Annotated in this window: 7 protein-coding genes; 4 read left to right on the top strand and 3 right to left on the bottom strand. The window is 68.4% G+C overall.

Annotation, left to right across the window (positions count from 1 at the left end; genetic code table 11):
* Nucleotides 1-352 precede the first annotated feature (352 nt).
* The gene (mdtD, locus tag AC3WJE_RS15325; protein ID WP_493731682.1) at nucleotides 353-1,774 is read left to right on the top strand and encodes a multidrug transporter subunit MdtD; all 1,422 of its coding nucleotides are present in this window, start codon (nucleotides 353-355) and stop codon (nucleotides 1,772-1,774) included.
* 43 nt (nucleotides 1,775-1,817) lie between these two features.
* Here the strand turns inward: mdtD and AC3WJE_RS15320 are convergent, their stop codons facing one another.
* The 3 genes from AC3WJE_RS15320 to AC3WJE_RS15310 form a co-directional block, all read right to left on the bottom strand.
* On the bottom strand, nucleotides 1,818-5,426 hold the full coding sequence (locus tag AC3WJE_RS15320; RefSeq protein WP_493731681.1) for a sensor histidine kinase: 3,609 nt from the start codon (nucleotides 5,424-5,426) through the stop codon (nucleotides 1,818-1,820).
* A gap of 11 nt (nucleotides 5,427-5,437) precedes the next feature.
* Nucleotides 5,438-9,016 carry an ATP-binding protein gene (locus AC3WJE_RS15315; protein ID WP_493731680.1) on the bottom strand — a complete coding sequence of 1,193 codons (3,579 nt, stop codon included), beginning with the start codon at nucleotides 9,014-9,016 and terminating at the stop codon, nucleotides 5,438-5,440.
* A gap of 264 nt (nucleotides 9,017-9,280) precedes the next feature.
* Nucleotides 9,281-12,853: a hybrid sensor histidine kinase/response regulator gene (locus AC3WJE_RS15310; protein ID WP_493731679.1), complete on the bottom strand. Its 3,573-nt coding sequence runs from the start codon at nucleotides 12,851-12,853 to the stop codon at nucleotides 9,281-9,283.
* A gap of 97 nt (nucleotides 12,854-12,950) precedes the next feature.
* Here AC3WJE_RS15310 and AC3WJE_RS15305 point away from each other — a divergent pair, with 97 nt between their 5' ends.
* From AC3WJE_RS15305 to AC3WJE_RS15295, 3 genes are read left to right on the top strand one after another with little or no spacing between them, the layout of a single operon-like run.
* Nucleotides 12,951-13,601, top strand: coding sequence for a YceI family protein (locus tag AC3WJE_RS15305; protein ID WP_493731678.1), 651 nt, complete (start codon nucleotides 12,951-12,953; stop codon nucleotides 13,599-13,601).
* On the top strand, nucleotides 13,598-14,164 hold the full coding sequence (locus AC3WJE_RS15300; protein ID WP_493731677.1) for a cytochrome b: 567 nt from the start codon (nucleotides 13,598-13,600) through the stop codon (nucleotides 14,162-14,164). The genes AC3WJE_RS15305 and AC3WJE_RS15300 overlap by 4 nt, the downstream gene beginning before the upstream one ends.
* A gap of 11 nt (nucleotides 14,165-14,175) precedes the next feature.
* The gene (locus tag AC3WJE_RS15295; RefSeq protein ID WP_493731676.1) at nucleotides 14,176-14,742 is read left to right on the top strand and encodes a YceI family protein; all 567 of its coding nucleotides are present in this window, start codon (nucleotides 14,176-14,178) and stop codon (nucleotides 14,740-14,742) included.
* The last annotated feature ends 59 nt before the right edge of the window (nucleotides 14,743-14,801 follow it).

Below are 14,801 nucleotides of genomic sequence, written 5' to 3'. Positions count from 1 at the left end.
GCATGGATGCACGTCGTTTTCTGCCGCGGCATGGATGCCGCGTCAGAAAATCCCGCTGGCTCCGCGAACCCGTAGCGTAGCGAAGGGCGCGTAGGCGGGGTGTGCTTTCTTTGGGTTACCTTTCTTTGCACAAGCAAAGAAAGGTGACTCGCTCCGAAGGAGCGAAAGCCTTTGCAGTTGCAGTTGCAGTTGCAGTTGCTCTGCAACAGCATCGGGCAAGACCCCGGTAAAGCCTCATCGCGGCTGAAGCCGCTCCTACGAAATGGTGTCGCCGCCGCAATCGGAGCCCCCTCCGCATTATCTGCACACACCGTGCCGGATAATCGCAACTCCCCGCCCAAGATCCACTCCGATGAACCAACCGGTGCCGCTCCAGCCCGACTACGCCGCCATCAAGCCACTGCTGTGGCTGGTCTCGCTGGCGATCTTCATGCAGATGCTGGACAGCACCATCGTCAACACTGCACTGCCCGCGATGGCGCACAGCCTGCACGAGAGCCCGTTGCAGATGCAGTCGGTGGTGTTCTCCTACGCACTGGCGGTGGCGATGTTCATCCCCGCCTCGGGCTGGATCGCCGACCGCTTCGGCACCCGTCGCACATTCCTGGCCGCGATCATCGTGTTTACCCTCGGCTCGCTGCTGTGCGCGCTGTCGCCGACCTTGCCATGGCTGGTGGCCGCGCGCGTGGTGCAAGGCATTGGCGGCGCGATGCTGCTGCCGGTCGGGCGCCTGGCAGTGCTGCGCTCGGTCGCGCGCGAGGACTTCCTGCGTGCGATGAGCTTCATCGCGCTGCCGGCGCTGATCGGGCCGTTGATCGGGCCGACGCTGGGCGGCTGGCTGGTCGAGATCGCATCCTGGCACTGGGTGTTCCTGATCAACCTGCCGATCGGCGTGATCGGCTTCATCGCAGCACTGAAGGTGATGCCCGACCACTACGGCGAGGAGCGCCAGCGTTTCGACCTGCCTGGCTACCTGATGCTGGCGATCGGCATGGTGGCGCTGTCGCTGGCGCTGGACGGCATCTCCGAGCTGGGCCTGCGCCATGCGTTCGTGATGCTGCTGGCGATCGGCGGGCTGGCCGCGCTGGTGGGTTATTGGCTGCATGCGGCCAGTTCGTCGGCACCGCTGTTCCCGCTGGCGCTGTTCAAGGTCGCCAGCTACCGGATCGGCATCCTCGGCAACCTGTTCTCGCGCATCGGCAGTGGCGCGATGCCGTTGCTGATTCCGCTGCTGCTGCAGGTCGGCCTGGGCATGAGCCCGATGAACGCCGGACTGATGTTGGTGCCGGTGGCGCTGGCCGGCATGGTCTCCAAGCGCGGCGCAGTGAAACTGGTCAGCCGCTTCGGCTACCGGCGCGTGCTGATGGTCAACACCGTGCTGGTCGGACTGATGATGGCCAGCTTCGTGCTGGTGGTGCCGGGCCAGCACCTGGCCTGGCGGCTGTTGCAGCTGGCGGTGTTCGGTGCGGTCAATTCGCTGCAGTTCACCGTGATGAACACCGTGACGCTGCGCGACATGGATCGCAGCCTCGCCAGCCCCGGCAACAGCCTGTTGTCGATGGTGATGATGCTGGCGACCGGCTTCGGCGCGGCCGCCGCCGGCAGCCTGCTGGCCGCCTTCAGCAGCCACCTCGGATCAAGCGCCGATGCCACCGCCGCACTGCATGCCACCTTCGTCTGCGTCGGCGCGATCACACTGACATCGACGCTGATCTTCTGGCAGCTCGCCGACACCCGACCGCACCCGCACACGGTGGAGGAAGTGGCGGAATGAGGCTGGGATTCGGGATTCGGGATTCGGGATCCGAAAGGCTCGCCTAGTCGCCAATCCCTGCTCTCGTAACTCCAACAATCACCTCGGCCAACATCTCACCCGTCACCGGCTTGCGCAGGAACGCGTCGAAGCCGGCTTCGCGTGCGGCGGGCTCGGCTTGTTCGTCCGAGCGTGCGGTCACGGCGATCAGCGGCATCGCATGGCCGAACAGGCGTAGCTGGCGCGCCAGTGCGAGGCCGTCCAGACCCGGCAGGTCGAGATCGAGCAGGGCCAGGTCGAAATCGTGCTCGGTGGTTTCGGTCAATGCGGCCAGTCCATGTGGCGCATGCACGATGGTATGACCCTGGGCGCGCAGCAGGCCGGCGATGACCTCGGCGACGGTGCTGTCGTCCTCCACCAGCAGGATGCGTCGCGGCGCCACCGACGCCAGCGGACGCGTCGTCGCATCGGTCGCCGTTGCATCTGCGGGTACCCAGCGCAGCGGCAGGTCGACGATGAAGCGGGTGCCGGCGCCGAGCCGGCTGACGACTTCGATATGACCGCCCATCGCCATCGCCAGCTCCTGGCAGATCGCCAGTCCGAGCCCGCTGCCGCCATAACGCGAGTTGGTACGCGCGCTCTCGCCCTGCTCGAAGCGCTGGAACAGCCGCTCGCGCTGTTCGGCGTTGATACCCGGGCCGGTGTCGGCCACTTCGAAACGCAGGCCCTTGTGCGTCCCCAACGTGGTGAGCTTGAGCACCACCAGCCCGCGCTCGGTGAATTTGACCGCGTTGCCGATCAGATTGAGCAGGATCTGCCGCACCCGGGTGACATCGCCGTTGGCGGTGACATCGCCAATCAGGCCGATCTCCATGTTGAAACTCAGCCCGCGATTGCGCGCCAGCGGCTCCATCAATCCGCGCACTTCGTCCACCAGCTGCCGTGCCGAGAACGGCTGCAGCTCCAGTTCCAGGCGCCCGGATTCGATCCTGGCCAGATCCAGCGCGTCGTTGACCAGCCGCAGCAGATGTTCGCCGGCGCGGCGGATCGAGTCGGTGTAGCCACGTTGCCGCGTATCGAGCTGGGTGTTGAGCAGCAGCTCGCTCATGCCGAGCACGCCGGTCATCGGCGTGCGCACTTCGTGGCCAAGCGTGGCCAGGAAACGGGTCTTGGCCAGCGAGGCCTGCTCGGCCAGTTCCTGCTTGTGGATCGCCAGTTGCAGCGTGTGCAGGCGTTGCAGCCGGCGCCGGTACAGGGCGACCAGCAGCACCACCGCGGCCACGCACAGCAGCGTCAGCAACGTCAGGCCCCACGGGCTGCGCCACCACGGCGGCAGTACGCGGAAGCGCAGCACTTCCACTTTCGACCAGATGCTGTCGGCGGTGCGCCCCTGCACTTCCAGCGTGTAGTTGCCGGCCGGCAGACGTGAGAACAGGCGCTCGCCACCGGGACCGACGTCGATCCAGTCCGGGTCGTAGCCACCAAGGCGGAAGCGGTAACTGGTGGAGTCCGAATCGGCGAAGGACAGCATGCGCGCGACGATGTGCAGATCGCGATCGCCGTCCTGGATCACCAGCGGCTGCACGTGGGTCACATCCAGCGCCTGCTCGCCGCGACGCAGCCCGACCCGCTCGATCATCAACGGCGGTTGCTGGGTCGAAGGCCGCACGCGTCCCGGGTCGAACAGCACCACGCCATCGGGCGTGGCGCCCATGATCTGGCCCTTCGTCGACTGCAGCAGGGTGTGTGCGCGGAACTGCTGGTTGGGCAGGCCGTCATGCACGCCGTAGACACGGATCGCGCGGTTGGCCGGATCGACCCGGATCAGCCCGCGCATGCTCGACAGCCAGGCCACGCCATTGGCATCGACCACCAGGCTGCCCGGCGCCAGCACCGGAAACTCCTGCGCGGTGCCGATGCTGTCCAGCAGTTGCAATCCCCCGTCCCGCCACAGGTACTGCTGCAACCGCCCCAGTCCGGCCAGCCAGCCGATCCCGGTATCGGTGACACGGAAGGCGTACACCGGCGTGTGCGGCGAACCCGGCACCGGCACGAACTGGTCCTGCGCCTTGTTCCAGGCCAGCAGGCCGCGCGAGGTGCCCAGCCACAAGGCTCCGTCAGGGCCGTTGCGCATGTCATTGACGGTGAGCCCCTGCCCCAGACCATGGCTGCCCAGCGGCAACTCACGCAACACTCGCCCGTCCAGGTCGCGCACCTGGAAACCACTGGTGTTCGAAAACAGCCACAACTGGTCATCGCCGATCTGCCGCATCAGCTCCGGCTGCGTGGCAGGAGCCGGATCGACTGCCGCGCCGGGATCCCAGCGACGCACGCTGCGGTCATGTGGGTCATAGCGGATCAATCCGGTGTACAGGCCGATCCAGACCCGGCCGTTGCTGTCCTCCAGGAGCGCGCTCGGCCAGCGCACGCCGTCGATCGGATTCAGGTGATGCTCGACCATACCGGTGGCCGGATCGAGCCTGTCCAGCACGCCGCGTGTACCCGCCAGCCAGAAGCTGCCATCGGCTGACTTGGCCGCAGCCAACACGTACGGGTTGGCCATCGTGGTCGGATCGTCGTGAAGGCTGGACAGCACCGCGAACTGCTGCCAGCTCGGCGGCAGATGCCACAACCCGGTGTTGGGGCTGGCGAACCACAGCCCGCCCTCGCGATCCTGGTAGGCACTGGACCAGTTCGGCTTGACCAGCCCATGCGCCGAAGCGCTGTACAGCGGCACGTTGCGCGGCGGGCCACCATCGACGGCACGACCGAGGCCGTCCATCGTATCCAGCCAGTACGCTCCACTGCGGTCGCGCAGCAACGTGTTCAGCACCGCGCCGGAGCGCACATGGGTCCATGGCTGCTCGACCAGCGCGCCATCCGGCCGGCGCAGCAGCAACACGCCGTTGGAATCGGCGATCCACAGGCTGCCGTCGTCCTCGACGGTGAGTCCGTTGATGATCCCGCTGAGCGTGGACGGCAGTTCGACGCGTTCGAAATCACGGCCATTCCAGCGTGCGACGCCGTTCTTGGTGCCCACCCACAATGTGCCATCCGGCGCGCTGGCCAGCAGATTGACCGACGCCGATGACACGCTGCGCGGATTGCCTTTCTCGGGCAGGAAACGCTGCATCGTCCCATCCGGCGACAGCCGGTACAGGCCGCTGGTGGAGGTGCCGAACCAGACGCTGCCATCCGGCGTGGAGGCGATGCTCCAGACCGCGCCGCCGAGCATCAACGGGTAGCCACGGCGATCGTAGAAATGGAAGCGCCGGCGCTCGGCATCCAGCATCACCAGGCCGGCGTTCTCGGTCCCGATCCAGAGCCGGTTGCGCGCGTCCACGTGCACCGACCAGATCTTGTTGTCGCGCAGGCCCTCTTCGATGCGCCAGATCCGGTAATTGCGCCCGTCGTAGCGCGCCAGGCCGTCGTCGGTAGCCAGCCACAGGTAGCCGAACGCGTCCTCGTCGAAATCGTTGACCGCGTTGGACGGCAAGCCGTCGGCGACGGTGAGCTGGCGCGGCTGCGGGGTCGCCGGCAGCGTGGTCGTCGCCCAGCCTGCGACCGGTGCGAGCAGCAGCCATGCCAGCCCCAGCCAGCGCCATCCGCGCCGGGTTGGTGACAACAGCGATTCCAGGGGGTAGGCCAGCAGCGCGCGGGCGGTTCGGGACATCCAAGACATGCTCAATTCCCGGCCACCAGTTGCTGCGCCTGCAAGGCATCGTCGAGTTCGGCGCGGCTGCGCCGCCGTGCATGCTGATCATGCGCGGCGGCAATCGCAACCAGCAGCATCTCGGCGGTGACCGGCTTGCGCACGAAGGCGTCGAAACCGGCCGCCTGCGCCTGCTGCTCGGCCTCGGTGTCCGAACGCGCGGTGACCGCGACCAGCGGGAAATCATGGCCGAGCGCACGCAACTGCGCGGCCAGGGCGAAACCGTCCAGCCCCGGCAGATCCAGATCGAGCAGGCCGACGTCGAATCCCGCCTGCACGGTCTCGGTCAGCGCCGCCAGACCGTGCGCCGCATGGGTCACGCCATGACCGCGCGCGGCGAGCAGGCCGGTGATGACCTCGGCGACGGTGGCGTCGTCCTCCACCAGCAGCACCCGCTGTGGAGCACCGGCCACGCCCACGCCGCTCGGCATGGCCTGCAGCGCCGCCGCGTCGAGCCGCCACGGCAGCGGCAGTTCGACGGTGAAACAGGTGCCACGACCGAGCTGGCTGTCGATCACGATGCCGCCCTGCATCGCCACCGCCAGCTCCTGGCAGATCGCCAGTCCCAGCCCGCTGCCACCGTAGCGCGAGGCGGTGCGTGCGCCCTCGCCCTGTTCGAAGCGCTGGAAGATCCGCGCCTGCTGCTCGGCATTGATGCCCGGCCCGGTGTCGCTGACCGAGAAGCGCAGCACGCCGCTGCCCTCGACCCGCGATGCCGCCAGCCCGACCCGGCCGTGCTCGGTGAACTTGATCGCGTTGCCGAGCAGGTTCATCAGCACCTGACGCAACCGCGTGGCGTCGCCTTCGACCACCAGATCGGCCGGCACGTCGAGATCGCGCTCGAACGCCAGCCCGCGCGATTGCGCGATCGGCTCCATGAAATCGGCCAGTTCCTCCAGCACCCGCCGCAGCGCGAACGGCTTGTGCTCCAGTTCCAGTTTGCCGGCCTCGATCCGCGCCAGATCGAGCGCATCGTTGACCAGCCGCAGCAGGTGCAGGCCGGCCAGCCGGATCGATTCGACGTGGGCGCGCTGACGCGGCGCCAGCGGCGTGTCGAGCAGCAGTTCGCTCATGCCGAGCACACCGGTCATCGGCGTGCGCACTTCGTGACCGAGCGTGGCCAGGAACCGGGTCTTGGCCTGCGACGCCTTCTCGGCCAGTTCCTGGCGCTGCAGCGACAGCGCCCACTCCTGACGCGCATGCAGACGCCGGCGCGATGCCCGCAGCATCCACCACCCCAGCAGCAGCAGCGACAGTGCCAACGCGATCAGCGCCGGCCAGCTGCGCCACCACGGCGGTCGTACATCCACCGACAGCATCCGCGCCGGCGTCCAGCCGCCCTCGACACCACGCGCCTGCACGTCGATCCGATAGTGCCCGGCCGACAGCCGCGACAACACACGCTCGCCGAGATAGTCCTGCTCCACCCAGTTCTGGTCGTAACCTTCAACCCGGAAGCGGTAACGGGTGCGCTGCGGATTGACGTACGACAACAGCCGCGCGGTGATGCGCAGGTCGCGGTCGTTGGCCCCCAGCATCGGCACGGCGGTCGGCGCCAGCGTTTCGGGACGCTCGGCATCGCCGCGACGCACGTCCACCGATTCGATCACCAACGGCGAGGCCGGCAGCGTCGGAAACCTGCGCCCCGGATCGAACTGCACCAGCCCGCTCGCGGTCCATGCCAGCACCTGCCCGGCATCGTTGACGACCGGCGGACGGATCGAGAACTCGGCATCGGGCAGGCCGTCGGCCGCAGTGTAAGTGCGTACCCGCGCCTGCCCCGGCAGGTATTGCACGATGCCGCGCGGGGTGGTCGCCCAGACCGAACCATCGCCACCGACCACCAGTCCACCGATCTCGGTGGCGGGCACGCCCTGCGCCGCGTCGATCCGCTGCTGGCGCGCCAGCGTGCGGCCATCCCAGCGGTAGCGTTCGATCGCGCCTGCACGCGCCACCCACAGCGTATCCGGCGCAACGAAGGCGAAGTCGTAGACCAATCCTTCCGCCAACCCTGGCACCGGCTCGAAGCGGTTGCCGGTCCAGCCTCGCAATGCACCTCCACTGGCCACCCACAAGCGACCGTCGGGCCCATAGCGCATCTGCTCGATAAAGCCTTCAGGCAAGCCGCGACCATCGTCGAAAGCGATGCTGTCCAGCACGCGTCCATCCGCCGCGCGGCGCTGCACGCCGCCGCCGGACACCGACATCCACACGCTGCCATCGGGCGCGGCGCGCAACAGGTCGATCAATCCCCCCGTCTCGCCGCCGAAACCGGTCTGAAGATCCTGATGACGGCCGCTGCCCGGATCGTACAGCGTGAGCCGGCCCGACCGGCCCAGCCACAACCGTCCGTCCGGCATCGCCAGCACCGAACGTACGGTGCCCTTGCCGAGCACATCCAGTCCCGCGATACGGCGGATGCCGCCGTCGGCCTGCAGGCGATACACGCCCTGCGACGTCGCCACCAGGAAGTCGCGCCCCTGTGCGGCCGCGTTGACCACGAACAGGCTTTCCAGCGACTGCCCATCGGCCTCCAAAAAGGTGGAAAAACGCTGCCAGCCCGGCGGCAGGTAAGCCAGCCCCTGATTGATCAGGCCGAACCACAGACCGCCCTCATGATCCTGCAGCACATCGAGCGCGCCGCTGTTGGCGGTCAGAAAACCGCTGCCACGATTACCGGCCAGCAAACGCAGTTCGCCATCGCCGTCGCGGAACAAACCGTCGGCCGCGCCGATCCAGTAACCGCCATTGCGATCGTGCACGACCGTGCCTGCACGCAGCTCGCCGCTCTGCGGCCACGACGCAAGCGTGGCCACGTCGTCGTTCGAAATCCGGAACAGACCGCTGCCGCTGCCGGCCCAGACCGTGCCATCGGCCTCCACGCCGACCTTGAGGATCGCGCGTTCGCCCAATTGCCTGGTCGCGATCCGGGTGAAGCGGCCCTGCTCCATTCGCACCAGTCCGCTGGCGGTGCCGATCCAGAGCCGGCCGCGTGCGTCGGTGACCATGCTGTAGATGGTGTCGCTCGGCAGCGCACCCGGGTCGCCAGGCTTGGCGCGATAGAGCGTGATGTTTCCCTGCTCGTCACGACGGCACAGCCCGGCCTCGCTGGTGCCGACCCACAGCGATTGTTCGGTGTAAGCCAACGCCCACAACTGCGAATGACACTGCTGGTCCAGTTCGGGGAAGCGCCGCACCGCATCGCGCCCCGCTTCGAGCATGCCCAGGCCACCGCCGTTGGTGCCGACCCAGACCCGATCGCGCGGATCGACCAGCAACGTCTCCACGCTGTTGGCCGGCAGCGATGCCGGATCGTCCGGCACATGCCGCCAGACCTGGAACTTCAGCCCGTCGTAGCGCGCCAGACCATCGTCGGTCGCTACCCACAGATAGCCCTGACGATCCTGCGCCAGCGCCAACACCATCCGCGACGGCAATCCCTCGGCCACACCGAGTCGGCGCATGCGCGGCGTCTCCACGCCGTACGCCGACGCGTCGCAGGCCAGGCATGCGAGCAGCGTGATCAGCAGGTATCCCAAGGCGGTCTTCATCGGCCGCCGCCTCCCCCTGTGGTGTCGAATCATCCGTGCATCCGATTGGCGTCCTGTATCCGTTGTCCCGTCAAAACCGATCGTCGTCCCCGCAAAGGCGGGGACCCAGTGCCTTGCCACGGCAAAGGCTCACGCCGCTGGGTCCCCGCCTTCGCGGGGACGGCGGAAAGGCCATCGGCAAGTAATGGTTGGCACTCGCCTCCCTCCGGTCCACGCATGATCGTTTTCTGCCGACGCCTTGTCGCGTTCCAGCGCTCATCGCGCTTACTCATGACGGTAACGCTCCGCCCCCGGCGGATCCTGATTGTCCAGTATGCCGGCCAACGCCTCTTCCAGCAGATCGCCGGTCAGCGGCTTGCGCAGGAAACCGTCGAAGCCCGCCTCCAGCGCCTCCGGCTCGGCCTCGGCGTCCGAGCGCGCGGTGATCGCCACCAGCGGAAATGCATGCCCCATCGCACGCAGTTGGCGCACCAGCGCCAGGCCGTCCAGCCCCGGCAGGTCGAGGTCACAGAAGCCGGCGTCGAACTCGCCCGAACTCACCTCGGTCAACGCCGCCAGGCCATGCGCGGCGTGCACGACCTCGTGCCCGCGTGCGCGCAGCAGGCCGACGATCACCTCGGCCACGGTCGGATCGTCTTCCACCAGCAGCAGCCGCAATGGCCGTGCCGGCGAGCGCGGCCCCGCCCCGATCGGCGCCGATGCGACGGCGGTCGACCAGCGCAGCGGCAGTTCCAGCTGGAATCGCGTGCCCTGCCCAAGCGCACTGTCGACCTCGATGCGTCCGCCCATCGCGATCGCCAACTCGCGGCAGATCGCCAGGCCCAATCCGCTGCCGCCGTAACGCGCGGCGGTGCGCGCACCATCGCCCTGCTCGAAGCGCCGGAACAGCCGCTCGCGCTGTTCGTCGCCGATGCCGGGGCCGGTATCGCTGATTTCGAACCAGATGCCGCTACCGATTCCACCCCCGGGCGGCCGCGCCACCTGCAGCGAGACCTCGCCGCGCTCGGTGAACTTGATCGCGTTGACCAGCAGGTTGAGCAGGATCTGCTGCACGCGGTTGCTGTCGCCATGCAGCGCGCGCGGCAGGTCCGGACCGCTGAGGAACTCGAAGCGCAAGCCCTTGGTCTCGGCCATCGGTCGCACCAGCCCGCAGACCTGGGCGAGCAGTTCCTGCAAGTCGAAGTTGCGTGTCTCCAGCGGCAATCGACCGGCCTCGATCCGCGCCAGATCCAGTGCATCGTTGACCAGCCGCAGCAGGTGCTTGCCGGCCGACTGGATCGAAGCCGCGTAACCGTGCTGGCGCGTGTCCAGCGGCGTGGCCAGCAGCAGTTCGGTCATGCCGAGCACGCCGGTCATCGGCGTGCGCACCTCATGGCCGAGCGTAGCCAGGAACCGGCTCTTGGCCTGCGAGGCGTGCTCGGCCAGCTCGCGCTTGTGCTGTTCCAGTTGCCGCTCGCTGCGCGCCCGCACCCGGCGCTGGTACAACGCGGCCAGCGCCCCGGCCAGCAGCGCGATCAACACCACCAGCAGCGCCAGTCCCCATTCGCTGCGCCACCACGGCGGTGCCACCGAAAAACGCAGCGTGCGCACCGCCGAGGCGTTGCCCATCGGGTCGATTCCCTGCAGGTCCAGCGCATAGTCGCCGGACGGCAACGCGGAGAACTCGCGCAGACCGATCGTGTCCTGCTCGACCCAGCCCGTATCCAGGCCATGCAGCCAGGAACGGTAGCGATTGGCGGCCGGGTCGCCGAATGAAAGCAGGCGTGTGCCGACCTGCAACTGGCGATCGTCCGCGCGCAGTGCGAAACCGCCACCGTCCAGCGCCACGCGCCGCCCATCGCGCAGCACGCTGGTGCTTTCCAGCATCATTTCCGGGGTGAACGGCGCCGCGTCCGGCATCATCGTGTCCAGCAGCGTCACGTAGCCATCGGCGGTACCGCCGACCAGCACGCCGTCGCGCGCCATCAGCAGGCAGCCGTCGATGAACTCCTGGCTGGTGAGCCCATCGCGCAGGCCGAAATTGCGCAGTTGCGGCGTGGCCTGCGTCGCATCGATCCGCCATAGCCCGCGCCGGGTCGCCAGCCACACCCGGCCGGCCGCATCCAACTGCATGCCCATCGACTCGACCGTCGGCAGGCCCTGCTCCGCACCGATCACCGTCTCGCGCACCCAATGCGCGCCGTCGCGGCGCCAGCGTTCCAATCCGCCCAGGCGGTGCAGCCAGACATGCTGTGGATCGTTGTAGGCAAAACCGTAGACGCGCGCGCCCTGCAGCTCGGACACCGGCTCGAACCGACGCGCCTGCGCCTGCCACGCCGCCACGCCACCGCCGCCCACCACCCACATCGCACCCTCCGGCCCGATACCGAGCTGCTCGATGTCGCTCTCGGTCGGCCCGTGTTCGCTGGCGATCTGGTCCAGCACCTTGCCGCTGTCGCCATCGCGATGCTGCAGCACGCCCAGCGCGGACAACCAGATGCTGCCGTCGGCCGCCTCGACCAGCCAGTCCGGCGCGCCGTACTCCGGGCTCGGATCGGGCGCGCCGGGCGGCCATTGCTTGAACCTGCCGGTACGCAGATCGATCCGCGCCAGGCCACTGTCGAGGTTGCCCAGCCACAGCCGGCCACGGCGATCCTCCAGCGCGGAGGTGATCTGCATCGACCGCAGTTCATCGCGCTGCCAGCCGGTCAGCGTGGCATCGCCGGTACCGGTGTCGAAGCGCAACAGCCGGCCCTCGCGGTCGATCTGCCACAACCCGCCCGAACGCGCCGCCGGCATCAGGCTGCAATAGATGCCGTCGCCGAGGTCATGCGGCGGACGGAACACTGCGGTGCGCTTCCAGTCCTCGCGCAGGTAGGCCACGCCGCGACCGTGGATCGGCACCCACAATCCACCATGGCCGCCGCGCACCAGCGCCTGCACATTGCGCCCGGCCATCAGTTGGGTATCGCCGTCCGGCACGGGCACCGGCACTGGCGGCAGCGCGCCACGGGTGCGCCACAGGCCCTTCTCGGTGCCCAGCCAGAACTCGCCGTCGCCCGCATCGACCACCGACCACAGCACGTTGCCGGTGGCGAACATGGGCGACCACGGCGGCGTCCGCCATTGCCCGTCCGCGCCGCGCTGGTAGACACCGCTGGAACTGCCGGCCCACAGCAGCCCGCCGGTCCAGGCCAGCGCATACACGCCGGCCTTGGGATCGGGCAGCCGTTCGCGATGCAGGCGCTCGCCGTCGAACCGGACCAGCCCGTCCGGCGTACCCGCCCAGACCTCGCCAGCGCCATCCGTCGCCAGCGCCACCACGTGGCTGCGCGGCAGCGGGTCGTCGATCCGGGTCAGATCGAAGCGGGTGACGCGGCCCTCGGCATCGAGACGATGCAGGTCACCGCCATAGTTGCCGAACCAGATTTCCCGGCCACGTCCGGTGAGCACGAACACATCGTCGTTGCTCATCTGCGGCCGATTGGCGCGGTTGAAGCGCTGAAACCCGGTGCGGGCAGCGTCGAGCACGCTGATGCCGGCACTCTCCGAGCTGACCCAGACCCGGTCCTGCGCATCGATATACAGCACCTGCAGCGAGTTGCCGGCCAGCGAGTGCGGATCGGCCGGATCGTGGCGCCAGACCCGGAAGGCGGTGCCGTCGTAGCGCGCCAGGCCGTCGCCGGTGGCCAGCCACAGATAACCGGCGCGATCCTGCGCCATCGCGGTGATCGAACTGGACGGCAGCCCCGAGGCCGCATCGATCACGCGGAAGCGCGGCATCTGCGGCACCGCCGCCCACAGGGCCGGCAGGTGCAGCAGTAGCGCCACTGCCAGCAGGATTCTCAGCACACGCATGGGCTTCCTTTCGCCACGTCCATCCCGGATGCTCGCAACGGATCGTTGCGGGCGCAAGCCGCGCGGCCCTCACGAGGATATGCCTAGAATCCGGCCCATGACGCACCCCTGCCTCCGCCTGCTGCTGGCCCCGGCCCTCGCCCTCGCCGCATTCGCGGCCAGCGCGGCCCCGGCCCGCTACGAACTCGACCCGGTCCACACCCGGGTGCTGTTCGCGATCGACCACGCCGGCTTCTCCAAGGCACTGGGTACCGTCTCCGGCAGCACCGGCACGCTGGTGTTCGACCCGGACGACTGGACCGGCGCGCATCTGGAGGTCAACGTGCCGATCGCCCGCGTCGACCTGGGCGATCCCAAATGGAACCAGGCCACGCTGGCGCGCAGCCTGCTCGATGGCGAACGCTTCCCCGAGGCCCACTTCGTCTCCACCCGGATCGAGCCGCAGGGCCCGGAGCATGCCCGGGTTGTCGGCAACCTGACCCTGCACGGCGTCACCCGCGAGGTCACCCTGGAGGTGACCCTGAATGCGCTCAAGCGCCATCCGCTGCCGCCGTTCCGCCGCACCGCCGGCTTCTCCGCCACCGCCACCCTCAGCCGCGCCGAGTTCGGCATCGACGCCTGGAAATCGATGATCGGCGACAGCGTCGAGCTGCGCATCGAGGCCGAGGCCATCCGCCAGGGCAAGGCCGACACCGAGACCGATCCTCCCACCGACGACACGCCACCCCATCCGGAAGCCACGTCATGACCTTGAAGAACACCGCCCAGCGCTGGGGCAGCGTGAGCCAACTGCTGCACTGGCTGATCGCCCTGCTGATCCTGCTGCTCGGCATCGTCGGCCTGACCATGGGCGAGCTGCCGAAGACGCCGAAATACTTCTGGGTCTATACCGCGCACAAGTCGCTGGGCATCACCGTGCTGGCACTGGTGGTCGCGCGCCTGGGCTGGCGCCTGTACGCCGGCGCGCCGGAACCCGTGCCGGGCACGCCGACCTGGCAGGAGCGCATCGCTTCCATCACCCATTGGCTGCTGTATGCGCTGATCTTCGCGATCCCGCTGTCGGGCTGGCTGTACGACTCGGCCAGCGGCCTGCGCCCATTCCGCTGGTTCGGCCTGTTCGAGATGCCCAAGCTCAGCCCGCCCGACGAGCAACTGCGCGCGCTCTCGCACTTCGCGCATGAATGGGGCTTCTGGCTGCTGATCGCCGTGGTGCTCGCGCATGCCGGCGCCGCCTTCTACCATCACCTGGTCCAGCGTGACGCCACCCTGGCGCGCATGCTGCCGCAGGGCTGGCTCTCCCCCAAGCAATGAGGATTTCCGCCATGTCGTCCCGCTTTCCCACTCCGGCCGCCGTGGCCGCCTCGCTGGCCGCGATGCTCGCCGCGGCCCCGGCCTTCGCCACCGACTACGTGCAGGCGCCGGGCTCGGTGCTGGCCTTCGCCAGCAAGTACGACGGTGAAGTGTTCACCGGCAGCTTTCCCGGTTTCGATACCCAGGTCAGCTTCGATCCGGCCAATCTCGACGCCAGCAAGCTCGACGTCACCATCCCGCTGGCCGGCGCCAAGAGTGGCAACAACGATCGCGACTCGACCCTGCAGGGCCCGGACTTCTTCAACGTCGCCAAGTTCGCCACCGCCCATTACCGCGCCGAGAAATTCCGCGCGCTCGGCGGCAACCAGTACGCCGCCGACGGCACGCTGGAACTGCACGGCGTCAGCAAGCCGGTGACGCTGACCTTCACCTGGACACCCGGCGCGCAGCCGGTGCTGGCCGGCAAGGCCACGGTCAAGCGCCTGGACTTCGGTGTCGGCAGCGGCGACTGGGCCGATACCAAGACCATCCCGAACGAAACCGCGATCAGCACCAAAGTGATTCTCAAGGCGAAATAATCGCCATTGGCCGGCGTTGCCGGCCCCTCCGGCGGCGGACCACTCGTCGGGTCCGCCGT

It is taken from the genome of Pseudomonas sp. GW821-FHT07E12 (assembly GCF_058986605.1).
This window is presented reverse-complemented; position numbering and strand designations above follow the sequence as displayed.

Excerpts from the sequence above, each read along its gene's own strand:
- mdtD (WP_493731682.1), top strand. The coding sequence starts at position 353 with ATGAACCAACCGGTGCCGCTCCAGCCCGACTACGCCGCCATCAAGCCA.
- AC3WJE_RS15320 (WP_493731681.1), bottom strand. The coding sequence starts at position 5,426 with ATGTCCCGAACCGCCCGCGCGCTGCTGGCCTACCCCCTGGAATCGCTG.
- AC3WJE_RS15315 (WP_493731680.1), bottom strand. The coding sequence starts at position 9,016 with ATGAAGACCGCCTTGGGATACCTGCTGATCACGCTGCTCGCATGCCTG.
- AC3WJE_RS15310 (WP_493731679.1), bottom strand. The coding sequence starts at position 12,853 with ATGCGTGTGCTGAGAATCCTGCTGGCAGTGGCGCTACTGCTGCACCTG.
- AC3WJE_RS15305 (WP_493731678.1), top strand. The coding sequence starts at position 12,951 with ATGACGCACCCCTGCCTCCGCCTGCTGCTGGCCCCGGCCCTCGCCCTC.
- AC3WJE_RS15300 (WP_493731677.1), top strand. The coding sequence starts at position 13,598 with ATGACCTTGAAGAACACCGCCCAGCGCTGGGGCAGCGTGAGCCAACTG.
- AC3WJE_RS15295 (WP_493731676.1), top strand. The coding sequence starts at position 14,176 with ATGTCGTCCCGCTTTCCCACTCCGGCCGCCGTGGCCGCCTCGCTGGCC.